Here is a 24,082-nt window from a genome sequence, read left to right on the forward strand (position 1 = left end):
GGAGACCTGCCATGGCGAACGACGAACCGCGGTCCCGGTACCTGGAGGTGCCGGGCGCGCGGCTGTACCACGAGGTCCGCGGGTCCGGCCCGCTGCTCGTGCTTACCGGCGTGCCCATGGGCACCGGGGGCTTCGCGCAGATCGCGCCGCTGCTCGCGGACGCCTTCACCGTCGTCACCCACGACCCGCGCGGCACGTTCCGCAGCACCGTCGAGGACCCGTCGCGGGAGACCTCGGTCGAGGTGCTGGCCGACGACCTGCGGCGGCTGCTGTCCTCCCTCGGCGCCGGGCCGGCGCACGTGTTCGGCAACAGCGGCGGGGCCGTCACCGGGCTCGCGCTGGTCGCCCGCCACCCCGGCCTGGTGCGCGCGTTCGTCGCCCACGAGCCGCCGCTGCCCGCGCTCCTCCCCGACGGGGAGCGGCTGCGCGCGGCGATCGGCGAGGTGTGCGACGCCTACGAGAGCGAGGGCCGGGCGGCGGCGCTGAAGAGGTACGCCGCCGTCACCGGCATCGAGCGCTTCTCCCAGCCGCCCCGGGCCCGCCAGGCGGCGTCCCACCCCGAGGCGTTCACGCCGCCGACCGACACGCGGGCGATCCTCGACCGGTTCTTCCGGCACCTGCTGCGGCCCGTCGCGTCCTACCGCCCCGACCTCGCGGCGCTGCGGGCCTCCGCCACCCGCGTCGTGGTGGCGGGCGGGAGCACGTCGCGCGGGCAGCTCGCCCACCGGGCCTCGGTCGCGCTCGCCGCCGGGCTCGGCGCCGACGTGGTCGACTTCCCCGGAGGCCACACCGGCTTCCAGGAGGAGCCCCGGGAGTTCGCCCAAGTCCTGACCCGCTCGCTCACCGCGCCGGTGTGAGGGGCCCCGAGGATCAGCGGGACGCGTCCCGGACGGAGTCGCCGAGCGTCGTGGTGACCAGCCGGTGGACGGCGGCGGGCTCGGGCGGCGCGCTGCCCCGGTCGGCGAACAGCAGGTGCCCGGCCCCGATCAGCGTGAACGCCAGGGTCTCGACGTCGGCCTCGGGGGCGAGGCGCCCGAGCTCGCGCTCCGCGGTGAGGTAGTCGCCGAACATCGTGGCCGCCTCGGTGAGCACCGGGACCCCGGCCGGCCAGGTGTCGCGCAGCCGGTCCCGCAGCTCGTCGCGGAAGGTGACGAGCGCGACGACCGCGACCGCGACCGATCCGTAGAGCGCCGTCAGCGCCTGGCTGAGGTTGCCCGCGATCGTGCCGGTTCCGGCGGCGTCGCGCAGGGCGGCGGTCTGGGCGTCCATCCGCTGGACGCGGTCCAGCACGAACTCGGCGAGGAAGGCGTCGAAGTTGGCGAAGTGCCGGTGCAGGACGCCCTTGGCGACGCCCGCCTCCGCGGTGAGGGCCCGGCTGGTCAGGGCGTTCGGCCCGTCCCGCAGGAGCACGCGCTCGGCCGCGCTGAACAGCTGCTCGCGTGCGTCGCGGATGGCGGTCCCGGTAGGCACCCGCGCCCCTCCCTCGCTCGCCCGGCTCGGCCCGGCCCACGAGTGGCCGGGCGCCCGCTTTCACGGGCGCCCGGTCATGATACCTCCGAGCTGGGGACGGGCGGAGGGGGCGGCGGGTTAGGGACGCCTGTCCAGCCAGAAACGGACCGGCGCGGGCTCCTCGAAGTTCTTGGCCCCCCACTGCTTGCGCGCGAGCTTGCGGAACACCCCTCCGACCGGGCACTCCCCGGAGAGGAACGCGTCGATGCGCCCGGCGCGCGCCGCGGCCTGCATGTCCAGGTAGCCCTCGACGAACCGGTCCTCGTCGAAGGGCGCGGCGGCGGACCCCCCGACGGCCCGCGACCCCTCGGCCATCCGGGCGATCCGGCCCCGGTCCAGGTCGGCGCCCATGAGGCCCGCGAACCTGTCGGCGGCGACCAGGCCCATGACGTAGGAGCCCCACTCGGCCCGGGTGGCGTGGGCGCGCGCGTCGACCGCCCCGCGGAGGACCCAGTCCGCGATCTCGAAGGCGAGGATGCCGAAGGCGTACTGCTCGGGCGGGTTGAAGACGTCCCGCTGGTCCGCGAGGTTCGTGCACACCGTGACGCAGAACGGCTCGGGGGCGTTCGGGTAGGCGAGCGAGACCGCCCACCAGCCGAACGCGTAGTGGCCCACCGCGCGGACGCAGTGGTCGGCCGCGTCCGGCTCCCCGGCGAGGTGGACGCCGAACCCGACGCGGAGGCCGCCGCGGGCGCTGGTCCGGGGCGCCAGCACCGTCTCGGAGACCTCGCCGCGCAGCCGGCCGCCCGGACCGGTGAGCGCCAGCATCAGCGCCGTGAAGTCGGCGGGGGTCGTCACCGCCCCGACGGAGTGGTAGGTCCCGCACTCGTGCCAGGGCAGGGGGACGGCGCGGTCCCCGAACACCATGTGGCCCGTGGTGCAGCGGGCCCGCACCTCGTCCCAGTTCGGGCTGTCCGGCCAGGCGGTGTCGCGCATGCCGAGCGGATCCAGGATCTCGGCCTTCACATACCGGCCCAGCGGGACACCGGTCACGGCCTCGGCCGCCAGGGCGGCCACCTGGTACATGAACGAGGAGGAGCGCCACTCGCCGGTGCCGGCCGGGCCGGCGAAGCGCGGCGCGCCCGTGCCGTACTCGCGGACCACGCCGCGCTTCAGCTCGCGCTCGATGTAGCCCATCGCCGGTTCGTGGCGCTCGACCCAGTCGTATCCGTCGGTGGCGGCGCCCGTGAGCATGGCCAGCGCCCCGGTCAGCGTCACCGTGCCGCCGTGCGGGTTGGCGACCGGGAACGGCAGGTGCCGGTCGATGGGGGCGTCGAGGTCGAGGTCGCCCGCGCGGGCGAGGTTCGCGATCGCGGCGGCGACCAGGACCTTCCCGAGGCTGCCGACCCGCATGGTGTGCGCGGCGGTCACCGGGGCGCCGGTCCCCACGTCGGCCACGCCGAACGGCAGGGTGAGCGGGGCCCGGCCGGCGAACCCGATGGTGACGAGGGCGCCGGGCGCGCCGGTGGTCTCCAGCACGGCGGGGGCGATCCGCTCGACGCCCTCCCGCAGCGCGCTCGACGTCAGGCTCATGGGAGCTCCTCTCGGTCCCCGGCCTACCAGGCGACGGGGATGGACTCGGGGATGGCGGCGAACGAGGCCCGGCGCACGGTCAGCTCCCCGGCCGGCACCGTCAGCTCCATCTCGGGGAAGCGCCGGGTCAGCTCGGTCAGGGCGGTCTGCAACTCCAGCCGCGCCAGCGGCGCCCCGATGCAGTACCGCAGGCCGAACCCGAAGGAGAGATGGGGGTTGTTCTCGCGGGTGACGTCGAACCGGTCGGGATCGTCGAAGACGGTCTCGTCGTGGGCCGCCGCGTACATGTCGAGCATCACCAGCTCGCCGCGCCCGACGGCGGCCCCGGCGATCTCCAGGTCCGCGCGCGCGTAGCGGATGTCGGGAGGGAGCAGGCGGCTGACGACCCGCAGGCTCTCCTCCGCCGCCGCCGGGGCGAGGCCCGGGTCGCCCCAGAGCGCCCGCCACTGGTCCCGGGAGTCCAGTAGCAGCGTCGTGCCGACGCAGAGCGCCGCCGCCGTGGTCTCGTACCCGGCGAACAGCACGCCCATCGCGAGCTGGGCGATCTCGTCGTCGGTGAGCGACCCGTCCGCGCCGAGCCGGGAGACCACGTCCTCGCCCGGGTCCGTCCGCTTGCGGGCCACCAGCTCGCGGCCGTAGGCGTTGAGGCTCGCCAGGCCGCTCGCGGACCGCTCCCGGTCGCTCGCGTCGCTGATCGCCGTCGTCCACCCGTCCAGGGCCGCCCTGTCCTCCGCCGGGACGCCCAGCAGGTCGCCGATCACCTCGCGCGGCAGCGCCAGCGCCAGGGACCGGGCCAGATCCGCCGGGGGGCCCTGCTTCGCCAGCAGGTCCAGCAGGTCGCCGGTCAGCGCCTCCACGCGCGGGCGCATCGCCTGCACGTGCCGCGGCGAGAAGAAGGGCTGGAGGCGCGAGCGCATCGTCGACACCCACGCCTGCTCGGTCTCGTAGTCGCCGCGCGGCCCGTCGAGCAGCACCGACTCGCCGCTGCGCGGGGCGTTGTCGGGGTCGGGGTGGCTGCGGCCGAGCCGCGCGTCGCCGAGCAGCCCCCTGATCTCGTGATAGCCGGTCACCAGCCACGCGGGGGCGCCCACGGCGGTGGTGACCCGGTGCACCGGGGCCCGTTTCTGGAGCTGGCGGAGGTTGCGCTGCGGGCGCGCCGGATGCGGCAGGTCGAGCGGAAGCTGGATCTGGTCGGTCATGCCGGAGCACCTCTTCCTGTGATCACAGGAACCCACTCTCGCGGACCTCGACCACCCCGAAAATCCTGATTTACCAGGGGTTTCCCGGCTGCGGCGGGTGTGTTAGGCGTCGTCCCCCTCGCGCAGGACGCGCAGGGTCTCGGCCTGCTCGACGGTGACGCCGCGCTCGCGCTGCTCGACCGCCTCCCGGGCGGTCAGCCCCGCGCCGATCCAGGACGCCGCCTCCTCGAACGGGATGCCCGCCCGCCACCACTCGCGCGCCACGGCCATCGGGCTCAGCCCCCGCTGGATGAACCGGCGGGCCTCCGCCGGGCGCAGCCCCAGGTCCTTCCAGGTCCGGGCGGTCGCGGCGTCGATGTCGCAGCGCACCCAGGCGATCGCCTCGTCGTCCACCCACTCGGCCTGGAGGTAGGTGTACATGGTGACGCCGGTCGCGCCGCTCGCCCGCTTGATGAACCGGTCGGTCTCCTGCTGCGCCTCGGAGGCGTTGAACGACATCAGGTCGAGGAACGCGTCGGGGGAGCGGCCCTCCCCGTCCCCGGCCGCCCTCGGCTCGCGTCCGCAGCTCACCTCGTACGCCTGCTCCGGGGTGTGGCCCTGCGCGCGGTAGGCGATCGCGGACTCCAGGTCCAGCCCGAACTCGTGCCAGCCGATCGCCTCCGCCGCCGGGATCCCCGCCGCCCGCCACCCGGCGACGGTCGCCGGGGTGACGCGGGCCGTCTCCCACTGGGCGGCGGTCAGCGGGGAGGTCACCCGGGCGGCGCGCCAGGTCGCGGCCCGGCGCGGGCCGATGCGCCAGCCCCACCACGCCCGCGCCTCCTCGGCCGAGAAGCCCAGGGCGGTGTAGACCGCAGGGTCGAACCCGTCGGAGCCGCCGTGCTCTGCCATCACTCTGCCCTCACTCTGCCATCACTCTGCCCTCGGCCCCTCGTCGCTGATCAGTACGGTCGTCGCCCAGCCGGGGGTCCGCCCCGCCGGGTCCAGCAGCCCGGCCACGACCCGGGTTCGCGGCGGCGGGTCGTCCGGCCAGGGGGTGTGGCCGTCGGTGAGCGCGATGATGAGATCGGGCACCGGCCCGCGGGCGAGCGCCGCGTCGAAGCCCGCGCGGATGTCGGTGCCCCCGCCGCCGCCGAGCCGCAGGTCGGAGAGCCGGCGCGGGGTCTGCGCCCGGTAGGCCCGCGCGTCCACGGAGATGACCGTGAGCCGGTCGCGGCCGATGCCGACGGCCCGCAGCACGCCGTCCACCTCGGCCAGGCACCGGCCCAGCATGGTGTCGCTCATCGAGCCGGAGGTGTCGATGAGCACGGTGACCGCCGGGAGCGGCTGGTGCGGGCTGGGCAGCACGACGCCGGGCGTGCTCGCGGCCCGCCGCGACGGCCTGCGGTAGGTGAAGTCGACGCGTCCGGCCGTGCGGGCGACGCAGCGGCGGATCCGCGCCGCCAGTTGCCGCCGCCAGTCCACGGTCGGCTCCAGGACCTCCTCCGCCCAGCGCCGCCAGCCGCCGGGCACGTCCTCGCGGGTGCGCAGGTGCTCGCGGACGCGCCGCGCGGTCTCCAGCGCGGTGAGCCTGGCGCTGGTGCGCGGCAGCGGGGGCAGGTCGCAGTTCCAGGGCCGCGGCTGCCCGTCGCAGCCGCTGCCGCAGTCGCCCGCCGCCACCGCCGGGTCGAGCGGCTCGGCGCGGGCGCGGAGCAGTTCCCAGTACCGCCGGGCGAGCCCGTCGCCGGGCAGGCCGAGGGCGTGCGGCGGGGGCGGGTCCGCGGGCGGTTCCGTCCAGCCGATGGAGAGGTCGTCGTACAGCTCGGCGTCGGCGGCGACGTTCCACGTCCGCTGGTCCGGCGTGCGGTCCGCGCCCGGGGCGGCGGCGTCCGGGAGCGGCGCGGCGGCGCCCGGGTACCGCGCGGCGTGCTCGCGCAGCAGGTGGGCGAGCTGGTGCAGGACCCAGAACCCGACGCGCGGCACGCTCTGCCGGTCGAGCTCGGCCGGGCTGATGTGCAGGTGCCAGCCGGTGTCGGCGGGGAACCTGCGCAGCGCGGCGCCGCCGCCGGTGACCTCGGTGTCGGGGACGACGACCGGGTCCAGCGTCAGCAGCGCGTCGGCCAGGTAGGGCGCCCGGTGGGCGGCCCACACCCGCGCGGCGGCCCACTTGCGCCGCGGACCCGGCGGCAGTGCGTCGAGAGGCAGACCGGACATGGGATCAGGCTCGCTCCGGCGCTAGTCGATCAGTCCTGCGTCGCGCAGGATCGGGGTCAGCTCCAGCAGCGCCGCCGGTATCCGCGCGCCCTCCGGGCGCCGGGCGGCCAGCGTGCGCGCCACCAGCGTCGCCACGTCCGGCGCCGCCCGCGCGGCCTTGGCGACCACCCGCCAGCCCGCCTCCCAGACGTCCTTGTCGTCCGCCGCCACGGCCACCGCCGCGACCGAGGTGAGCGCCGCGAACGCGCGGTCGCTGCGGCGGGGCAGCTCGAAGGAGTCCGGGTCGGCGAGGACGGCCGCCGGGTCGGGCAGGTCGAGGTTCTCCGTCCAGGACAGGAACTCCAGCGCCGCGCCCTCGCCGACCGCGCCCGCGACCAGGGCCGCGCGCACGTCGGGCCCCGCCGCCGCGGCCTCGCACGCGGCCAGCAGCGTCGCGGTGAACTCCCACGAGCGGGGGCTCGGCCAGCCCCGTCCCGCCGCCTCGCCCTTCGGCATCCGCAGGACGAGGGCGGGGCGCACCTGGAGGAACGCCGACACCGCGGCCCGCGCCACGAGGGCCTGCCGGGGGGTGGCGGGACGGTCGAAGCCGGACAGCGAGGGACGTCCGAACCCGACGGCCAGGCCGCGGGCGACCCGCTCGGCGTGCACCGGCCAGTCCAGGTGCACGAGGCGGTTGGCGAGCGGCGGGGCCAGCTCCCACCCGTCGGCCGCCTCCCCGGGCGGGTTGGCCGCGGCGACCACGCGCACGCCGGCGGGCAGCGGGACGTCGCCGACCACGCGCTCCAGCACCACGCGCAGCATCGCGGCCTGCACGGCGGGCGGGGCGGTGGTCAGCTCGTCCAGGAACAGCAGCCCGCGCCCGGCGGCGGCGAGCCGCTGCGCCCACGCGGGCGGCGCGAGCCGGACGGCCCCGCCGGACACGACGGGGAGCCCGGCGAAGTCGCTGGGTTCGCGAAGGGATCCGATGACCACCTCGACCGGCCAGCCCAACGACTCCGCGAGGGCCTTCACCGCGGACGTCTTGCCGGTGCCGGGGCTGCCCCACAGCAGGGTCGGGACGCCCGCCGAGACGGAGAGGGAAAGCGCCTCTAGCACCACTCTGGTGTCCACTGGAGGAAGGCCCCCGCGTTTCTGTCGTGTGTCCGGTCGGTCGGCTACTTCGGCGCCACGGTGCTCGACGCCCAGTTCAGAAGGGTGGAGTAGACGAGCGGCGCCGTCGTCGCGAGGCCCATGACGTGGCCGGTCGAGGGGATCATCGAGACCTTGAGCTTCGCCTCGGGCAGGTAGAACTGCGACTCGTAGGCCAGCACGCTCGCGGGGTCGCCGCAGTCGTAGACGGTGACGCCCTGGCAGGTCAGCCAGTCCTCCGCGCCGCCGACCAGGAGCACCGGCACCCGGATCCCGTAGGGGATCCGCGGCGGGACGATCGCCGCGGACGGGTAGACGTCCTTGAGCTGCTCGTCCTTGGCCACCACCGCCGGGTCGGTCGTGGCCGGGTAGTAGAACATGGAGCCGCGCGTGCCGGGCTTGGTGGTGATGTACCCCCGGTCGAGGCCGGCGTTCGCGAACTTCGGGTCGTCGGGCGCCGGGTAGGCGTTGGCCGCCCCGATCTGGCCGTGCTGGGCGTTGAAGCCGTGCAGCGAGCTGGTCAGGATCGCCGCGTCCACGTCGCCGTACCGGGGGATCTCGCTCCAGGCGTAGTACGAGCCGAGCGCGTGCCCGACCCAGAGGACCTTGCCGAAGCCGTGCCCGTCGAGGGTGCCCGCGCGCAGCGCGGAGATGGCGTCGTGCAGCGCGACGGCGCCGGCCTCGGAGGTGACCTGGCCGCTCTGCGGATGCGAGCTGTCGCCCGAGCCGATGAGGTCGACGTTGAACGTGGCGTATCCGGCCGAGGTCGCGGCGCGGACGTAGGAGTAGTAGCCGTTGCCGACAGGGAAGTTCCAGTAGGCGCGGTTGTAGTACCCGCCGTGCACGAGGAACTGCACGGTGCTGGGGCGGCGGTAGGCGGGGTAGCAGAGCTCTCCCGCCATGGTCTCGGTGGCCGGTCCGGGGTCGGCGAGGCGGACGGGCAGCTCGTAGGTCTCGCAGATCGGGCCGTGGCCCGCGGCGGCGGGCGGGGCGGTGACCAGGGTGGATAACGCCGCGGCGGCCGTGCATGCCGCGATGAGGAGGGACTTCAGCTGGGGACGAGTCATAATGGGCACTGGCCCACTATGGTGGGCGGGTGCCCATTATGTCAAGGGCCCGCCCAGGGAGGCGGCGTTAACACAGACGGGGGCGGGCCAGTACCCCCATCAGCCGGGATGGTCGCGGGCCGGGCGGGTCGGCAGAGTGGACGCACGCTCACGTCCGCTGGCGAGATGGGGTTTCGGATGCGCGTCCTGTTCGTTCCGGCTTCCGCGCCGTCGCACTACTTCCCGATGGTCCCGCTGATCTGGGCCTGCCGGACCGCCGGCCACGAGGTCTGCGTGGCCGCGCAGCCGTGGGGCGGCTCGGTCGTCCCCGGGTCCGGCGTACCGATGGTCACGATCGCCGAGTCGTTCGACATGACCGCCGAGCTCGCGCGGCACCGGCCGCGCGTCCCGGCCGCGACCCCGGCCGCCCCCGTCGGCCCGCTGCACGCGGCGATGATCGACGCCCAGATCCGGTTCGCGGCGGAGGCCGCGCGGGACCTGGTCGCCCTCGCCCGCGACTGGCGGCCCGGCCTGGTCGTCGCGGACCCGCTCGTGCTCGCGGCGGCGCCCGCGGCCGCGGCGGCGGGCGCGCCGCTCGTCCACCACCTCTGGGGCCCGGACATGCTGCGCGCCCACGAGTACGGCTATCCGGGCTGCGGGATCCCACTCTCCGCCTGGCCCGAGGCGCTGCGCGGGCTGTACGCGCGGCACGGCTGCGAACCCCGGGTCGAGAACGCCGTCGCGACCGTCGACCCCTGGCTCGGGGCGATGGGGATCGCCGAGACGCCGTCGCGGATCCCGATCCGCTTCGTCCCCTACAACGGGAGCGGTGTGCTGCCGCGCCCGCTCCTCGCGCCGCCGCGGGGACGGCGGGTCCTGGTCACCTGGGGCTCCCTGCTGGCCATCCGCGAGGGCATGGCGGCCTTCCCGGTCGCCGAGGTCGTCGGGGCGCTCCGGGCGCACGGCGCCGAGGTCGTCGTCGCGGTCACCGGCGCCGACCGGCGCTGGACCCGGGACCTGCCGCCGGAGGTCACCGTGGTCGAGAACGTCCCGCTGAACGCGATCATGCCGTCCTGCGACGCGGCGGTCCACCACGGCGGCGGCGGGACGATCATGACGGCCGCCTACCACGGCGTCCCGCAGCTCACGCTCACCGCCACCCTCGACACGCGGACCTGCTGCGAGCGGCTGGCCGCCACGGGCGCGGGCGTCTCCCTCGACCTGCTGGACCTCACCCCGGACGCGCTCTCCGACGCCGTCGGGGAGGTCCTGACCGGCGACCGGACGCGCAAGGCCGCGGCCGAGCTGCGCACCGAGGTCCTGGCCCAGCCCGCCCCGGCCGACGTCGCCGCGCGCGTCACCGCCCTCGCCTAGCGGCCCCGCGCCGCTGAGCCCCCACCCCTGGTCAGGGGCGGGGGCTCAGCGGCGTCGGTCACCGGGTGAGGGCGTCCACCACGCCTGCCAGACCGTCCGCCCGGCGGACGCGCGGTCGCCAGCCCGTGGCCGCGATCAGGGCCGACGGGTCGGCGGGCAGGTCCCCGAGGTCGGCGGCGTCGGCCCAGTCCGGCGGCGGCACGGTGACCACGGGGACGGGCGGACGCCCCGTCCGCGCGGCGACCAGGGCGGCCAGCTCGCGGAACACCTCGCCGAGCCGCGCGGGCGTGCCGGTGCCCACCGGCCACCGGCCGCCGACCAGGCCCTCGGGGGCGCGCAGCGCGGCGGCGAAGGCGCGCGCCGCGTCGGTGACGTGCACCAGGTCCCGCTCGACCGTGCCGTCGTGCCACATGGTGATCGGCTCGCCCGCGAGCGCCTTGCGGGCCATCGCGGTGACGACGCCGCGTCCCGTCGCGCCGGTGAGCGGGACGCACCCGTAGACCGTGGCGGGGCGGAGCACGATCCCGCGCACCGCGCCGTCCCCGGTCGCCTTGGCCAGCAGTTCCTCGGCCGCCGCCTTGTGCCGCACGTAGTCGTTGAGCGGCGTCCCCGGAGGGGCGGACAGCTGGAGGGTGCTGGCGAACACCACGACCGGCGGCGGCGCCCCGGCCGCGCGGACCGCCTGCACGAGCGTGTCGAGCAGGGCCGTGCCCAGGCTCTCCGACCCGGCCCCCGGCGTCCGCCACGAGCGCTCGCCGGGGATGTGCGCCGCCAGGTGGACGACGGCGTCCGCCCCCGCCACGGCGTCGCGCACCGCCGCCGGGTCGGTGAGGTCGGCGAGGCGGACCTCGGCCGAGGCGTCCGGGAGCGGGAGCCGCCGCTCCCGGGAGACGAGCCGCAGCCGCACCGGGAGCCCGGCCAGCTCCGCGGCGACCGCGCCGCCGAGGAACCCGGACGCGCCGAGCACCACGACCAGCGGCCGGTCCGTGGACGAGGGGACCACGATCACTCCTTGTCTAGACGGCGACCGTCTCGCCGGGCACGATCTGCATCTCCGGCAGCGGGAAGACCAGCCTGCCGCCGCCCGCGAGATACCCCTGCTCGCGCGAGAGGAAGTCGTCCCGGAACGTCCACGGCAGCACGAGCAGCTGGTCGGGGCGCAGCGCGTGCGCGTCCTCCTCGGACACGATCGGGATGTGCGTCCCCGGCGTGAAGCGGCCGGACTTGTCGGCGTTGAACTCGCCGATGCAGGGCAGGTCGTCGGGCGTGAGCCCGCAGTACTGGAGGATGACGTTCCCCTTGGTGGAGGCGCCGTAGCCGACCGTCAGCCTGCCCGCCGCGCGCGAGTCGTCGAGGAAGCTCCGCAGCGCCGCCCGCTGCCGGGCCGCCGTCGCCGCGAGCGTCTCGTAGGGGCGCAGGCCCTCCAGCTCCAGCGCGCTCTCCCGCCTGCGCAGCTCCGCGACGGCGGGGGAGGCGGTGCGGTGGCGCCCGCCCCGCTTCGCCATCGTCAGGTTGAGGCTGCCGCCGTAGACCGGCGTGATCTCCGCGTCGACGACGGTGAGCCCGACGCGTTCGGCCATCCACTCGAACTGGCGCAGCGCGTAGTACTCCAGGTGCTCGTGGCACACGACGTCGTAGGCGTTGTCGGCGAGCATCGAGGGCAGGTAGCTCTGCTCGGACACCCAGACCCCGTCGTCGTCGAGGATGTCGTGGATGTCCCGCATGACGTCCATCGGCCGGGGGAGGTCGTAGAACATCGCGATGGAGGTGACCACCTTCGCCTTGCGGTCGCCGAACTCGGCGGCGAACGCCTCCCTGGAGAAGTAGGTGGGGATCAGGTCGATCCCGTCCGGGTACAGCGGCCGGAACTGCTCGCCGGTCGGGTCGATGCCGACCAGCCCGATCCCTTCCCCGATCCCTTCGCGCGGGTAGGCGCGCAGCAGCGTCGAGTCGTTGCTGCCGATGTCCACGACGAGGTCGCCGGGGACGAGGTCGACGCGGTCGAGGACGCCGCGCACGATCCCGCGCAGATGGTCGACCATGAACGGCCGGATACTCGACCGGTAGCCGTAGGAGCCGGTCGTGTACATCGCCCCGGCGTCGGTCGTGTGCCGGAGCTGGACGAGCCCGCAGCCGCCCGGACCGCACTTCACCAGTTCGAGCGGGACCCGGGGGACCGGATCGCCGGGCGTGCGCGGGAACACGCTCGTGATCGCCTGGACCCCCAGGTCGAGGACCGGCACCAGCTCGCCGTTCCCGCAGATGCGGCACTCGGAGATCACCATGTCTTCCTCGCTTCCTTGCCGGTCATGTCCGTACGGAGGGGCCGGCGTAGCGCGGCAGCAGACCGGCCGCGGCGGCCTCCCGCAGGCCAGGCGCGGCCCGGTCCTTGTCCGAGAGGATCGGTTCCTCGTCGAGCGCCCAGGGCAGGGCGAGCTCGGGGTCCAGCGGGTTCACGTCGATCTGGGTGCCCGGGACGAACTGCTCCGCGCACAGGTAGCTCATCCGGGTGCCCTCGGCGAGCGCGTGGTAGGCGTGCCCGAGGCCCTCGGCGAGGAGCACCAGCTCGCCGGACTCCTCGGTCAGGGCCGTGCTGTCGAACGCCCCGAAGGTGGGCGACCCCACCCGCAGGTCGACGACGACGTCGAGCGCCGCCCCCGCCACGCAGCTCACCAGCTTGGCCTCCCCGGACCCGGCCCGCGTGCCGTGCACGCCGCGGATCGTCCCGCGCCGGTTGACCGTGATGTTGCCCTGGCTGATGCGGAAGGGCACGCCGGTCAGTCGGGCGACCTCCGCGGTCCGGAACGTCTCGAAGAAACTCCCCCGGCGGTCGCGGTGCTTCTCCGGGGTGATGCGGAACGCGCCCGCGATCGCCAACTCCTTGATCTCCACCGGCCGGGAGCCTCCTTCGAAGAGCACGGGTTCGAGGACACGGATTTCGTGAGGACGGGGGCCCGCCGTCATTTTGCTTCGCGGGAGGCCGCGGGATCTTCCCCCATTCATCGGGGTTGCGCGCCGCCCGCCCGGCTGACCTGGTCGAGGACGCGCCGCTCGACATGCGGGTCCAGCCACCGGTGGGTGTCCTGCCACGGCGGCTCGCCCTCGGCGCGCAGCCAGGCCCAGCCGTCGGCGAGCGTGTCGCGCAGCGGGCGGCCCGTGTCGAGCCCGGCGCGGCGGGCGGCGGAGGCGTCGATCTCGTGCATGCCGCCCCGCATGGACGCCGGGAGCCACATCGGGATGTCGAGGTAGGGGCGGATGCCCGCGGCCACGACCATCTCGTCGGGGACCCAGACCAGCTCGGCGTCGGACCCGACCACCTCCCGCATCGTGTCCAGGTACTCGCCCATGGTGTGCCTCCCGCGCGGGGACAGCGTGGTGAACGTGCCGCCGACGTCGCGGTCCGCCGCGTCCAGCATCCAGCTCGCGAGGTCGCGGACGTCGACGTAGCGCAGCGGGTCGGACGGGTCGCCGGGCGCGAGGATCGCGCCGCCGCGCTCGATCCGGCGCATCCACCAGGTCATCGTCCCGACGTCCTCGCGCGGGCCGAGCGTCGGCCCGGCGCGGGCGATCAGCGCGTGGTCCCCGAACGCCTCCAGCGCGGCGAGTTCGGCGCCGCGCTTGGCGGTGGGGTAGAAGCCGTGCTCCTCGTCGCCCGGATCACCGCCGATCACCGCGGCGCTCTCGTCGGCGCCGGGGGGCAGCGGCCGCTCGTACACCACCCAGCTCGACACGAACCCGAAGTGCCGGGCGCGGCCGGCGAGCAGCGCGCACGTGTCCCGGACGACGCGGGGCGCCCCCATCCAGGTGTCCACGACCGCGTCCCACTCCCGGCCGCCGAGCGCGCGCCGCAGCGCGCGCGGGTCGGTCCGGTCGGCGACCAGGGGGAGCGCGCCCGCGGGGGCGGGACGGCTGACGCCGCGGTTGAGGACGGTGACCTCGTCGCCGCGCGCCAGCGCCGCGTCGACGACCGCGCGTCCCACATAGCGCGTTCCGCCGAGCACCAGAACCTTCATGATCATCACCTCTCGCCGGTCGCGTCGGGGCGTTCACCAGGTGACGGGCAGCGCCCGCAGCCCGGTGATGAGGAAGCCGTGCTTGTAGGGGACGTCCTCCACGGGCACGGTGAGCCGCAGCCCGGGGAACGCGGCGAGCACGGCGCCGATCGCCACCTCCAGCTCCAGCTTGGCGAGCTGGGCGCCCAGGCAGCGGTGCATCGCGTACCCGAACGCGACGTGGTCGGCGGCGCCCTCGCGGGTGACGTCGAACCGGTCGGGATCGGGGAACGCCTCCGGGTCCAGGTTGGCGGCCGGGAGGCAGGCGTGGACCACCGAGTGCGCGGGGATGGTCGTCCCGTCGAGGTCGACGTCGCCGACGGTCGCGCGGATGTGGCCGCCGTAGGGGTGCACGCCCAGCGTCGCGTACCGCAGCACCTCGTCCACGGCGGACGGCACGAGCGACGGGTCGGCGCGCAGCAGCGCGAGCTGGCCGGGGTTGTCCATCAGCGCGACGAGCCCCTTGCCCAGCATGGTCGCGGTGGACTCGCCGCCGGCCAGCAGCAGCCCGCAGCCGAGCGTCACCAGCTCGTCCTCGCTCAGCCGGTCCCGCTCGTCGCGGGCGGTGATCAGGTCCTGGAGCAGGCTCTCGTCGGGGTCGCGGCGCTTGGCCTCGACCAGTCCTTCCATGTAGCCGACCATCGCCTTGAGGGCGGCGAGCGCCTCCTCGGGCGGGTAGGCGCCCGTGGACACCACGCGCTCCGCCCAGCCCCGGAACCGCTCCCGGTCCGCGTCCGGGACGCCGAGGATCTCGCAGATCACGGTGACCGGCAGCGGATAGCACAGCCCGGCGGCCAGGTCGGCGGGCGGCCCGGCGGCCACCAGCGGCGCGATCAGCTCGTCGGTGATCTGCTGGACGCGCGGCCGCAGGGCGCGGATCCGGCGCGCGCTGAACGCCCCCGCCACGAGGCGGCGCAACCGGGTGTGCTCGGGCGGGTCGAGGTCGTTGATCCCGGTGTTGCGGAAGACGGCCGCCGGGCCGATCGCCGCGCCGAGCCGGCGCGCCTCGGCGCGGCTGAACCGCGGGTCGGCCATGACGGCGCGCACCTGCTCCATCCCGGTGACCAGCCAGCGCCGCTCCCCGGACTCGGTCGTGAACGCGCGCACCGGCGCCTGCCGCCACAGCTCGCGCACCGCCGCCGGGGTGGTGTAGCCGGAACGGTCGGCGTGTTCAGCGGTCATGTCTCCTCGCTTTCGGGAAGGGGGTCGCCACGGCGTCGGGACGGCCGGGACGGCTAGCCCGAGACGAGCCCGGCGGCGACCGCCCAGCCGACCAGGTGGGACTTGGTGACGGCTCCGACGCGCCGCCGCGCCTCGCTCAGGTGCTCGTCCACGGTGTTCTTGGAGATGCCCAGCTCGCGCGCGGTCTCCTTCGCGGTCAGGCCCAGCGCCGCGAGCCGGACCACCTCGGTCTGGCGCGCGGTCAGCGCCTGCGCGCCGACCGAGATCTCCTGCCCTGACACGGTCATGGCGGTCCTCTCCTTCCAAGCGTCGATGTGGGCGGTCGCGTGGGGGGGCACGGACCGTCGCGTCCGGCCGGGCTCACACCTCGGGAACGGCGTGTCCCATCTCCTCCGCCAGCTTGAGCGCCTCGTCGATCAGCGTTTCGGGGATCCGCGACTCCGGGACCGTCCGGACGACCCGGCCCCGGACGAAGATCTGCCCCTTGCCGTTGCCGGAGGCCACGCCGAGGTCGGCCTCGCGGGCCTCGCCCGGACCGTTCACCACGCAGCCCATGACGGCGACCCGCAGCGGGACGTCCATGCCCTCCAGGGCGGCGGAGACCTCCTCCGCCATCTTGTAGACGTCCACCTGCGCCCGCCCGCAGGACGGGCAGGACACGATCTCCAGCCCGCGCTCGCGGAGGTTCAGCGACTCCAGGATCTGGAGGCCGACCTTGACCTCCTCGACCGGCGGCGCCGACAGCGACACCCGGATCGTGTCGCCGATCCCCTCGGCCAGCAGCGCGCCGAACGCGGTGGCCGACTTGATCGTGCCCTGGAACCTCGGCCCGGCCTCGGTGACGCCCAGGTGCAGCGGGTAGTCGCACCGCCGCGACAGCAGCCGGTACGCCGAGACCATCACGACCGGGTCGTGGTGCTTGACGGAGATCTTGAGGTCGCGGAAGCCGTGCTCCTCGAACAGCGAGCACTCCCACAGCGCCGACTCCACCAGCGCCTCGGGCGTGGCCTTGCCGTACTTCTCCAGCAGCCGCTTGTCGAGCGAGCCCGCGTTCACACCGATCCGGATCGGGACCCCGGCGTCCTCGGCCGCACGGGCGATCTCACCGACCCTGTCGTCGAACCTCTTGATGTTGCCCGGGTTCACCCGGACCGCCGCGCACCCCGCGTCGATCGCCGCGAACACGTACTTCGGCTGGAAGTGGATGTCGGCGATCACCGGGATCCGCGACCGCCGCGCGATCGCGGGCAGCGCGTCGGCGTCGTCCTGCGACGGCACCGCGACCCGGACGATCTGGCAGCCCGCCGCCGTCAGCTCCGCGATCTGCTGGAGCGTCGCGTTGACGTCGGCGGTGGGGGTCGTGGTCATCGACTGCACCGACACGGGGGCGTCCCCGCCGACCGGCACGCCTCCGACCCGCACCTGCCGCGTTCGGCGGCGCGCCGCCAGCCGCGCCGGCGGAACCTGCGGCATGCCTAAGACGGTGCCCTTCATAGGATCTCCTCCTCCTGGTCGGTCGCGCGGAGCCGGGCCAGCGCGTCCGTCACGTCCCGGGCGATGCCCTGGGCGGTCAGGCCCGCCTGCTCCAGCACCTCGCCGCGGCCCGCCTGCGCCAGGAACTCCTGGGGCAGGGCCGCCTGGCGCAGCGGGCGGTGGATCCCGGCGTCCCGCATCGCCTGCGCGAGCGCGGCGCCGACCCCGGCCACCCGGCCGTTGTCCTCCACGGTGACGATCAGCTCGTGCGCCTCCGCCAGCGTCAGCAGCCCGGTGTCGAGCGGCTTCACCCAGCACGGGTCCACGACGGTCGCGGCGACGCCCTCGGCGGCGAGCTTGCCGGCCGCGCCCAGCGCGGCCGCCGCCATCGGGCCCACCGCCACGATGAGGACGTCGCCGGGGCCGTCCGGCAGGGCCAGGATCTCGGCCGCCCCGGCCCTGCCGACCGGCTCGATGTCCGCCGCGACGGGCCCCTTGGGGTACCGGACGGCCGTCGGGCCGCCCTCCACGGCGACCGCCTCGCGGAGCTGGGCGCGCAGCCGGGCGCCGTCGCGCGGCGCCGCGATCCGCATCCCCGGCACCAGTTGCAGCATCGACAGGTCCCACATGCCGTTGTGGCTCGGGCCGTCCGAGCCGGTCACCCCCGCCCGGTCGAGCGCGAAGGTGACACCGCACCCGTGCAGGGCGACGTCCATGAGGACCTGGTCGAACGCGCGGTTGAGGAACGTGGCGTACAGCGCGACGACCGGGTGCGCGCCGCCCGCGGACAGGCCCGCCGCCGAGGTGACCGCGTGCTGCTCGGCGATCCCGACGTCGAACACCCGGTCCGGGTAGCGCTCGGCGAACGCCTGGAGGCCGACCGGCTCCAGCATGGCGGCGGTGACGGCCACCACCTCGGGACGCTCGGCCCCGATGCGGACCATCTCCTCGGCGAAGACCGACGTCCAGTCCGCCGGGGGCGGGGCGCCGTCCGCGGAGCGGGGCCGGACGACGTGCATCTGGTCCAGCTCGTCCTGCTCGGCCGCCGCGAAGCCGTTGCCCTTGCGGGTGACGCAGTGCACCACCACGGGCCCGTCGAAGCGGGCGGCCTGCCGCAGCGCCTCCTCGGTCGCGGCGATGTCGTGCCCGTCGACCGGGCCGACGTACTTCACCCCGAGGTCCTGGAACAGGCCCTGCGGGGCGAGCACGTCCTTGATCCCGGCCTTCACCCCGTGCAGCGCGCCGTACAGCGGCGCGCCCGCCACCGGGACCTCGCGCAGCCGCTTGGCCCGCGCGAGCATCCGCTCGTAGCCGCCCGCGGTGCGCCGCGCCGACAGGTGCCGGGCGAGCCCGCCCCGGGTCGGGGCGTAGGAGCGGCCGTTGTCGTTGACCACCACCACGACCCGCAGGTCCTGGTCGACGAGGCTGTTCAGCCCCTCCCACACCATGCCGCCGGTCAGCGCGCCGTCGCCGACGACGGCGACGACCCTGCGGTCGGTGCGCCCGGCCAGCCGGTAGGCCTTGGCGAGCCCGTCGGCCCAGCCGAGCGCGGTGGAGGCGTGCGAGTTCTCGATGAGGTCGTGCTCGGACTCGGCGCGCGAGGGGTAGCCCGACAGGCCGCCCTTGGCCCGCAGCCGGGAGAAGTCCTTGCGGCCGGTCAGCAGCTTGTGCACGTACGCCTGGTGCCCGGTGTCCCACAGGATCCGGTCGCGCGGCGACTCGAACACCCGGTGCAGGGCGATCGTGAGCTCGACGGCGCCGAGGTTGGGGCCGAGGTGCCCGCCGCTGCGCGAGACCTCGGCGATCAGGAACTCCCGGATCTCCGCGGCCAGGGCCGCCAGCGTGCTCCCGTCCAGGCCCCGCAGGTCGGCGGGGCGGTGAACGCGGTCGAGTAACGGCGTGCCGCCGCCCCGGCCGGGTTCCGGTCCGATGTCAGCCAAGGTTCACTCCTGTGTGCTCACGCGCGGTCTCGTTGGGCGGTGCCGGTCCCGCCGCCGGCCCGGCCGGGGCCGGCCGCCAGGGACGAGGGCATCGCGAAGTCCACGTCCTCCACCGAGGTGACGTCGGTGGTGATGTCGCCGTAGCCGAGCGCGGCGAGCCGGTCCACCAGCCGCTCGACGAGGACGTCCGGCACGCTCGCGCCGGAGCTGACGCCGACCGAGGTCGCGCCGCGCAGCCACGCCTCGTCGAACTCCGAGACGTCGGGCACGAGGTGCGCGCGGGTCCCGGCCTCGCGGGCGACGTCCACCATGCGCAGCGAGTTGCTGGAGTTGCGCGCCCCCACCACGAGGATGAGGTCGCACCGGCGCGCCAGCGACTTGACGCCGTTCTGCCGGTTCTGGCTCGCGTAGCAGATGGTGTCGGCGCCCGGCGCGGCGACGTCGGTGAACCGGGCCCTGATCCGCTCGATCACCCCGGCCGTCTCGTCCACCGACAGGGTCGTCTGCGTCAGGTAGGTGACCGGGGTGTCGGCGGGCAGGTCCAGCCGGTCGACGTCGGCCGCGGTCTCGATCACGATCGTGCGGTCCGGCGCCTCGCCGCGGGTGCCCTGGGTCTCCTCGTGGTCGGCGTGCCCGACGAGAAGCACCAGCCGCCCGTCCCGCGCCCCGCGCCGGGCGTGCTGGTGGACCCTCGACACCAGCGGGCAGGTCGCGTCGATCACCCGCAGGCCGCGGCCGGCGGCGTTGGCGCGGACGAGCGGGGAGACGCCGTGCGCGGAGAAGACGCAGACGGCGCCCTCCGGCACGTCCTCCTCCGAGTCCACGAACCGCGCGCCCCGGCGGCGCAGTCCCGCCACGACGTGCCGGTTGTGGACGATCTCCTTGCGCACGTAGACCGGCGGCCCGTGGATGTCGAGCGCCCGCTCGACCATCGCGATCGCCCGCACCACTCCGGCGCAGAACCCGCGCGGCTCGGCGAGCACCGTTCGTTTCGTCCCGGCATTCCCGTTTGTCGCGCTCTCGCGAGACTGGTGGTCTTCCATGACTCCCTCAGATCGGTGATGACGCCCGAGGCGGGATCATGCGTGTCCCCGTGCCATTGTGGACGCGCCCTCTAAAGCGGTTCTTGGGTGTTCGGAGTGGCGCTGCGGCCGGCGCGCCGCAGGGGTCCGCGGCCGCCATCAGGAGATCGGCGGCGCGTGCGGGGCGGGGTGGGCCGGATAGGGGGTATGCCCCTGACTTCGGGGAGGCGCGGATAAGGGTAAAAGTACGGGTACCAAACCGGTGCGGACCAACGCATTATCGAAGACGTTGCCGGGGAGGCCCGGAACGGTCCGATCTCAGATATTCGCTCGTCCCCATAGTTTGGTCGGCTCCCGAATTCGCGGCGTCCGCGCGACGCGGTCCACGACCACTTCATCCGGTTCACGAGCGTTCACATGGTGCACGAGCGCCGGTCCACCCGAGGGCGGGGTCCGGCGGGCAGCGGTAGGCGGGGGCGCCGGGACGGCTGTGCTCCCGCGACGGTCCACCAGGAGGGAGAACATCATGATGTACGAGGTCCTCGGCCCCTTGCGCGTGATCGACGGGGAGGACTCCTTCACCATCAGCGCCCGGAAGATCGAGACGGTGCTCGCCGCGCTGGTCGTCCGGTGCGACCGGGTGGTCGCCTCCGACCAGCTCATCACCGAGATCTGGGCCGACGCGCCGCCCAGGCGCGCGACGGCGGGGCTGCACGTGTACGTCTCCCAGGTGCGCAAGCTCCTCAACCGGCCGGGCCGGACGGCGAACCCGCTGCTCACCCGGATGTCGGGGTACGAGCTGAACACCGAGGACGACGAGATCGACTTCCGGCTGTTCCTGGAGGCGGTGGAGCGCGGCCGCGCCCTCATGCGGGAGCGGCGCGACGAGGAGGCCGTGGCCTGCCTGGAGGGCGCGCTGAACCTGTGGCGGGGGCCCGTCCTGGGCGACCTGCGCGGCGGCCCGATCATCGAGGGCTTCGTGACGTGGATGACCGAGCTGCGGCTGGAGTGCCTGGAGGCGCTCGCCGACACCTACCTGCGGCTCGGCCGGCACCGCGAGCTGATCGGGCGGCTGCACCTGCTGGTCAGCGAGAACCCCCTGCGCGAGGCGTACTACGCGCAGCTCATGCTGGCCCTCTACCGATCCGACCGGCAGGCGGAGGCGCTCTCGGTGTACCAGTCCGCGCGCAGCATGCTCATGGAGGAGCTGGGGCTGGAACCGTGCCAGGCACTCCAGGATCTGCAACGGGCGATCTTCACCGCCGACGCCGGACTCGATCTTCGCGCCGCGTCCTAGCGGCGCCGGGGCCGGGCCGAGGCGGCCGGTCCCGCGCCATAGGGAATCGGACGCGCCGTCAATTTGTTTTCCCGTGGAAGTGGGCGCCGCCGCGCGCCGTCCCGGGTAAATAAAGAATCACCGGCCGGCTATATCGCGGAGCCCGGTCGGGTGGTTCACCAGGTCGCGGGCGAGTTGATCACAGTCCGAAAGCATTTGCGGACAGGCCGCTCCTTGTCAGTGTGACGGTCAGGATGTCATTATTCGACGGGCGGTCGCTGCCGACTGTTTGGGGGATCGGTGTGGTTTTAGTGGAAAGGGAATGCGGGCTCGCGGCCATCGAAAATATGGTGAAGGGATCGCGCGGAACGGGCAGCCGGGGCCTGGTGATAACCGGCGGCATAGCCACCGGCAAGACCACCCTGCTGCGGGCCTACGTGGACCGCGCCAGGGAGGCCGGGGCCCTCTCCCTGTACGGGGTGGCCTCACGGGTCGAGCGCCACGTCCCGTTCGGCGTCCTGGAGCAGCTGTTCCACAGTCCGGACCTTCCCCCGGCCGGTGCGGCGGGCGCGGCGAACTGGCTGGACCAGGCCGCCGGCAGCCTCTCCGGAAGGGGGACGGCGCCCGCCGGGCAGGTCCCCGCGTCCGTCCTGCGCGGGCTCTGGCAGCTGCTGCGCGACCTGCTCGACCAGCGGCCCCTCGTGATCGCCGTGGGCGACATGCAGCACGCCGACGAGCCGTCGCTGCGGTGCCTGCTGTACCTGGTGCGCCGCCTGCGGTCCGAGCGCCTCCACGTCGTGTTCACCGAGGGCACCGGGCTGGACGCGGCGAACACCCTGCTGCGGAGCGAGTTCCTCCGCGAGCCGTCCTTCCGGCAGATCCGGCTCGCGCCGCTGTCCAAGGCGGGCGTCGTCCAGATGCTCGCCGCGCACCTGGACGAGCAGGCCGCGCACGACCTGGCCCCGGCCTTCCACGAGGCGAGCGCCGGGTACCCGATGCTGGTCCGGGCGCTCATCGACGACCTGTGCGGCGGCGGCCCGCAGGTGTTCCCCGAGGGGGGCGAGGCCGGGGAGTCGTTCCGCCGGGCGGTGCAGCGGCTGCTCCTCCAGTACGACCCGCCGGTCATCGAGTTCGCCCGCGCGATCGCCCTGCTGGGCAGGCCCGTGCCGCCCTCGGTGCTGGGCCGCCTGCTCGGCACGGACGTCGGGACGGCCCACCAGGCCGTCGCGGCGCTGACGCTGGCGGAGATCCTCGTCGACGGCCGGTTCCGGCACCGGATGTTCCAGAACGCCGTGCTCGGCGGGTCGCCCACGGCGCGCCGCGCCCTGCACCGGCGCATGGCCCAGCTGCTGCACAACGAGGGGGCGCCCGCCCGGGACGTGGCCGACCACATCGTGGCGGCCGAGCGCCTGGAGGAGCCCTGGGCCGTCCCGATCCTGCGCGAGGCCGCCGAGCACGCCCTGGCCCACGACGAGGTCGGCACCGGCATCGACTACCTGCGCGTCGCCTACGAGATCTGCGAGGAGCGGCAGCGCCCGCGGATCGTGTCCATGCTCGTGGACGCCGAATGGCGTGTCGACCCGGCCACCGTGCTGCGGCGGCTGCACGAGTTCGACACGTCCGGCGCGGGGGAGTCGTGCGGCGCCCGCCTCAACGCGGCCCTCAACACGACGACGCCCTACCTGCTCTGGCACGGGCGCCTGGAGGAGGCCGCCGACCTGACCGGCGGCCCGCCCGCGGGCGGCGAGACCGCCGAGAGCCTGGGCGGGCTCGCCACGTCACGGCTGTGGGCGGCCTACCTGTATCCGGGGGTGTTCCAGACCGGCCCGATGGAGTGCGGCGCGGTGGAGGGCGGTGCGGTAGGGGGCGGCGTGACAGGGGGCGGCGCGGTGGAGGGCGGCGCGTCCACGTGCCTCGAACCCGACTGCGTCCCCGTGCCGCTGAACCCGGACCTGCAGAGCGTAGGCCGCCTCGCGATGGAGCTGGCGCACGGGAACGAGCCGTCGGCGCTGGCCGACGCCGAGGGCATCCTGCAACGCTCCAGGCTCAACCCCCGGACGCTCGCCCCGCTCACGGCGGCGCTGGCCGTCCTCGTCTACAACGACCGGCTGGACACGGCGTCCTTCTGGTGCGACGCGCTGCTCGCCGAGGCGACGGAGCGGCGCAGCCCCACCTGGCACGCGCTGCTGTCGGCGCAGCGCGCCCTGATCTCGCTCAGGCAGGGGCGCCTGGCCGAGGCCGACGGGCACGCCGAGACCGCGCTGCGCCTGATCTCCGCGGAGGGCTGGGGCGTGGCGGTGGGGCTGCCGCTGGCCGTCCGGGTGCTGGCCGCGACCGCCATGGGCGATCCGGCGCGGGCGAGGGCCTCGCTCGACGTCCCCGTGCCCGAGGCGATGTTCCGGACCCGGATGGGCGTGCACTACCTGGCCGCGCGCGGCCGCTACCACCTGGCCACCGGCCGCTCCCACGCCGCGCTCTCCGACTTCTTCGCCTGCGGGAAGCTGATGCGGGACTGGGGGATCGACCTCCCGGCGGTGGAGCCGTGGCGCTCCGGGGCGGCCGAGGCGTACCGGTCGCTGGGCAAGCCCAGGAAGGCCAGGGCCCTGGCGGACGAGCAGGCGGCGCTGCTGCGGCCCGGGCACCGGCGGGCGCGGGCGCTGACGCTGCGCTCGCAGGCCGCGACGCGCGATCCGGAGACGCGCGCCGCGCGGCTCCGGGAGGCGGTGGACCTGTTCCAGGTCTGCGGCGACCGGCTCGGGCTGGCCTACGCCGTCATGGACCTGAGCCGTGCCGTGGAGGCGCTCGGCGACCCCGTGGAGGCCCGGTCGCTGGCCCGGCGCGCCACCGCGCTGGCCCGCGAGTGCCGGGCCCCCGTCCAGGCCGCCGACGCGTGGAGCGAGCGGCCGGCGGCGCGGCCCGCCTCCCAGGGGCTCCCGCCCGCCCGGATCATGGCCGCGCTCAGCGGCGCGGAGCGCAAGGTCGCCGCGCTGGCCGCCGCCGGGCACACCAACCGGGAGATCTCCGAGAAGCTCTCCATCACGATCAGCACGGTCGAGCAGCACCTGACCCGGATCTACCGCAAGCTCAAGGTCAAGCGCTTCGACCTCAAATCGGTTCTGCATCACACGGACCTCGAAGGGCTCTGGCTTGGTTAGAGC

At 74.9% G+C, this 24,082-nt stretch carries 20 protein-coding genes; 4 read left to right on the top strand and 16 right to left on the bottom strand.

Annotated elements, in window-relative coordinates:
- Positions 1-11 precede the first annotated feature (11 nt).
- The gene (locus GNZ18_RS06200) at positions 12-857 is read left to right on the top strand and encodes an alpha/beta fold hydrolase (RefSeq protein WP_156215188.1); all 846 of its coding nucleotides are present in this window, start codon (positions 12-14) and stop codon (positions 855-857) included.
- A gap of 13 nt (positions 858-870) precedes the next feature.
- Here the strand turns inward: GNZ18_RS06200 and GNZ18_RS06205 are convergent, their stop codons facing one another.
- From GNZ18_RS06205 to GNZ18_RS06235, 7 genes are all read right to left on the bottom strand, one after another.
- Positions 871-1,470, bottom strand: a complete 600-nt coding sequence (locus GNZ18_RS06205) for a TetR/AcrR family transcriptional regulator (protein WP_214618844.1) — start codon at positions 1,468-1,470, stop codon at positions 871-873.
- A 117-nt stretch (positions 1,471-1,587) separates the two neighbouring features.
- On the bottom strand, positions 1,588-3,042 hold the full coding sequence (locus tag GNZ18_RS06210; protein ID WP_156215190.1) for a serine hydrolase domain-containing protein: 1,455 nt from the start codon (positions 3,040-3,042) through the stop codon (positions 1,588-1,590).
- A 23-nt stretch (positions 3,043-3,065) separates the two neighbouring features.
- Positions 3,066-4,241 (bottom strand): cytochrome P450, encoded by a 1,176-nt coding sequence (locus GNZ18_RS06215; protein WP_156215191.1) that lies wholly within the window; start codon positions 4,239-4,241, stop codon positions 3,066-3,068.
- 102 nt (positions 4,242-4,343) lie between these two features.
- Entirely contained in the window at positions 4,344-5,129 is a 786-nt protein-coding gene (locus GNZ18_RS06220) for a hypothetical protein (protein ID WP_156215193.1), read from the bottom strand.
- A gap of 21 nt (positions 5,130-5,150) precedes the next feature.
- Complete coding sequence (locus GNZ18_RS06225; RefSeq protein ID WP_156215195.1) at positions 5,151-6,431, bottom strand: vWA domain-containing protein; 1,281 nt, start codon at positions 6,429-6,431, stop codon at positions 5,151-5,153.
- A 21-nt stretch (positions 6,432-6,452) separates the two neighbouring features.
- A complete protein-coding gene (locus GNZ18_RS06230; RefSeq protein WP_312874326.1) occupies positions 6,453-7,526 on the bottom strand; it encodes an AAA family ATPase in 1,074 nt (357 codons plus the stop codon).
- Positions 7,527-7,585: 59 nt separating this feature from the next.
- On the bottom strand, positions 7,586-8,626 hold the full coding sequence (locus tag GNZ18_RS06235; protein WP_156215198.1) for an alpha/beta hydrolase: 1,041 nt from the start codon (positions 8,624-8,626) through the stop codon (positions 7,586-7,588).
- Between the two features lie 165 nt (positions 8,627-8,791).
- On the opposite strand from GNZ18_RS06235, the gene GNZ18_RS06240 reads away from it, so the two are divergent.
- Positions 8,792-9,979 (top strand): nucleotide disphospho-sugar-binding domain-containing protein, encoded by a 1,188-nt coding sequence (locus GNZ18_RS06240; protein WP_173390665.1) that lies wholly within the window; start codon positions 8,792-8,794, stop codon positions 9,977-9,979.
- A 58-nt stretch (positions 9,980-10,037) separates the two neighbouring features.
- Here the strand turns inward: GNZ18_RS06240 and GNZ18_RS06245 are convergent, their stop codons facing one another.
- The 9 genes from GNZ18_RS06245 to ispH form a co-directional block, all read right to left on the bottom strand.
- The gene (locus GNZ18_RS06245) at positions 10,038-10,982 is read right to left on the bottom strand and encodes an NAD-dependent epimerase/dehydratase family protein (protein ID WP_308166150.1); all 945 of its coding nucleotides are present in this window, start codon (positions 10,980-10,982) and stop codon (positions 10,038-10,040) included.
- A gap of 13 nt (positions 10,983-10,995) precedes the next feature.
- The gene (locus tag GNZ18_RS06250; RefSeq protein ID WP_156215202.1) at positions 10,996-12,264 is read right to left on the bottom strand and encodes a class I SAM-dependent methyltransferase; all 1,269 of its coding nucleotides are present in this window, start codon (positions 12,262-12,264) and stop codon (positions 10,996-10,998) included.
- A gap of 22 nt (positions 12,265-12,286) precedes the next feature.
- A complete protein-coding gene (locus GNZ18_RS06255; RefSeq protein ID WP_308166151.1) occupies positions 12,287-12,898 on the bottom strand; it encodes a dTDP-4-dehydrorhamnose 3,5-epimerase family protein in 612 nt (203 codons plus the stop codon).
- An 80-nt stretch (positions 12,899-12,978) separates the two neighbouring features.
- Positions 12,979-13,992: an NAD-dependent epimerase/dehydratase family protein gene (locus GNZ18_RS06260; protein WP_156215205.1), complete on the bottom strand. Its 1,014-nt coding sequence runs from the start codon at positions 13,990-13,992 to the stop codon at positions 12,979-12,981.
- A gap of 33 nt (positions 13,993-14,025) precedes the next feature.
- Positions 14,026-15,213 (bottom strand): cytochrome P450, encoded by a 1,188-nt coding sequence (locus GNZ18_RS06265; RefSeq protein WP_156215207.1) that lies wholly within the window; start codon positions 15,211-15,213, stop codon positions 14,026-14,028.
- Positions 15,214-15,266: 53 nt separating this feature from the next.
- Complete coding sequence (locus GNZ18_RS06270) at positions 15,267-15,500, bottom strand: response regulator transcription factor (protein WP_156215209.1); 234 nt, start codon at positions 15,498-15,500, stop codon at positions 15,267-15,269.
- 73 nt (positions 15,501-15,573) lie between these two features.
- Entirely contained in the window at positions 15,574-16,707 is a 1,134-nt protein-coding gene (ispG, locus tag GNZ18_RS06275) for a flavodoxin-dependent (E)-4-hydroxy-3-methylbut-2-enyl-diphosphate synthase (RefSeq protein WP_156215210.1), read from the bottom strand.
- The gene (gene dxs / locus GNZ18_RS06280; RefSeq protein ID WP_312874371.1) at positions 16,704-18,617 is read right to left on the bottom strand and encodes a 1-deoxy-D-xylulose-5-phosphate synthase; all 1,914 of its coding nucleotides are present in this window, start codon (positions 18,615-18,617) and stop codon (positions 16,704-16,706) included. Before dxs ends, ispG begins: the two co-directional genes overlap by 4 nt.
- A gap of 26 nt (positions 18,618-18,643) precedes the next feature.
- A complete protein-coding gene (ispH, locus tag GNZ18_RS06285; protein WP_156215214.1) occupies positions 18,644-19,669 on the bottom strand; it encodes a 4-hydroxy-3-methylbut-2-enyl diphosphate reductase in 1,026 nt (341 codons plus the stop codon).
- Between the two features lie 505 nt (positions 19,670-20,174).
- Between ispH and GNZ18_RS06290 the strand changes: the two genes are divergently transcribed.
- Together GNZ18_RS06290 and GNZ18_RS43020 are read left to right on the top strand one after the other, a co-directional pair.
- Positions 20,175-20,945, top strand: coding sequence for an AfsR/SARP family transcriptional regulator (locus GNZ18_RS06290; protein WP_156215216.1), 771 nt, complete (start codon positions 20,175-20,177; stop codon positions 20,943-20,945).
- A 233-nt stretch (positions 20,946-21,178) separates the two neighbouring features.
- A complete protein-coding gene (locus GNZ18_RS43020; RefSeq protein ID WP_281377896.1) occupies positions 21,179-24,079 on the top strand; it encodes a helix-turn-helix transcriptional regulator in 2,901 nt (966 codons plus the stop codon).
- Positions 24,080-24,082: the final 3 nt, after the last annotated feature.

This window comes from Actinomadura litoris, assembly GCF_009733595.1.
Classification (GTDB): domain Bacteria; phylum Actinomycetota; class Actinomycetes; order Streptosporangiales; family Streptosporangiaceae; genus Spirillospora; species Spirillospora litoris.

Bases quoted from the DNA above. Each gene is read 5' to 3' on its own strand.
- GNZ18_RS06200 (WP_156215188.1), top strand. From the start codon at position 12: ATGGCGAACGACGAACCGCGGTCCCGGTACCTGGAGGTGCCGGGCGCG.
- ispH (WP_156215214.1), bottom strand. From the start codon at position 19,669: ATGGAAGACCACCAGTCTCGCGAGAGCGCGACAAACGGGAATGCCGGG.
- GNZ18_RS06210 (WP_156215190.1), bottom strand. From the start codon at position 3,042: ATGAGCCTGACGTCGAGCGCGCTGCGGGAGGGCGTCGAGCGGATCGCC.
- GNZ18_RS06215 (WP_156215191.1), bottom strand. From the start codon at position 4,241: ATGACCGACCAGATCCAGCTTCCGCTCGACCTGCCGCATCCGGCGCGC.
- GNZ18_RS43020 (WP_281377896.1), top strand. From the start codon at position 21,179: ATGTCATTATTCGACGGGCGGTCGCTGCCGACTGTTTGGGGGATCGGT.
- GNZ18_RS06240 (WP_173390665.1), top strand. From the start codon at position 8,792: ATGGGGTTTCGGATGCGCGTCCTGTTCGTTCCGGCTTCCGCGCCGTCG.
- GNZ18_RS06235 (WP_156215198.1), bottom strand. From the start codon at position 8,626: ATGACTCGTCCCCAGCTGAAGTCCCTCCTCATCGCGGCATGCACGGCC.
- GNZ18_RS06265 (WP_156215207.1), bottom strand. From the start codon at position 15,213: ATGACCGCTGAACACGCCGACCGTTCCGGCTACACCACCCCGGCGGCG.
- GNZ18_RS06220 (WP_156215193.1), bottom strand. From the start codon at position 5,129: ATGGCAGAGCACGGCGGCTCCGACGGGTTCGACCCTGCGGTCTACACC.
- ispG (WP_156215210.1), bottom strand. From the start codon at position 16,707: ATGAAGGGCACCGTCTTAGGCATGCCGCAGGTTCCGCCGGCGCGGCTG.
- GNZ18_RS06250 (WP_156215202.1), bottom strand. From the start codon at position 12,264: ATGGTGATCTCCGAGTGCCGCATCTGCGGGAACGGCGAGCTGGTGCCG.
- GNZ18_RS06270 (WP_156215209.1), bottom strand. From the start codon at position 15,500: ATGACCGTGTCAGGGCAGGAGATCTCGGTCGGCGCGCAGGCGCTGACC.
- GNZ18_RS06260 (WP_156215205.1), bottom strand. From the start codon at position 13,992: ATGAAGGTTCTGGTGCTCGGCGGAACGCGCTATGTGGGACGCGCGGTC.
- GNZ18_RS06290 (WP_156215216.1), top strand. From the start codon at position 20,175: ATGATGTACGAGGTCCTCGGCCCCTTGCGCGTGATCGACGGGGAGGAC.
- GNZ18_RS06225 (WP_156215195.1), bottom strand. From the start codon at position 6,431: ATGTCCGGTCTGCCTCTCGACGCACTGCCGCCGGGTCCGCGGCGCAAG.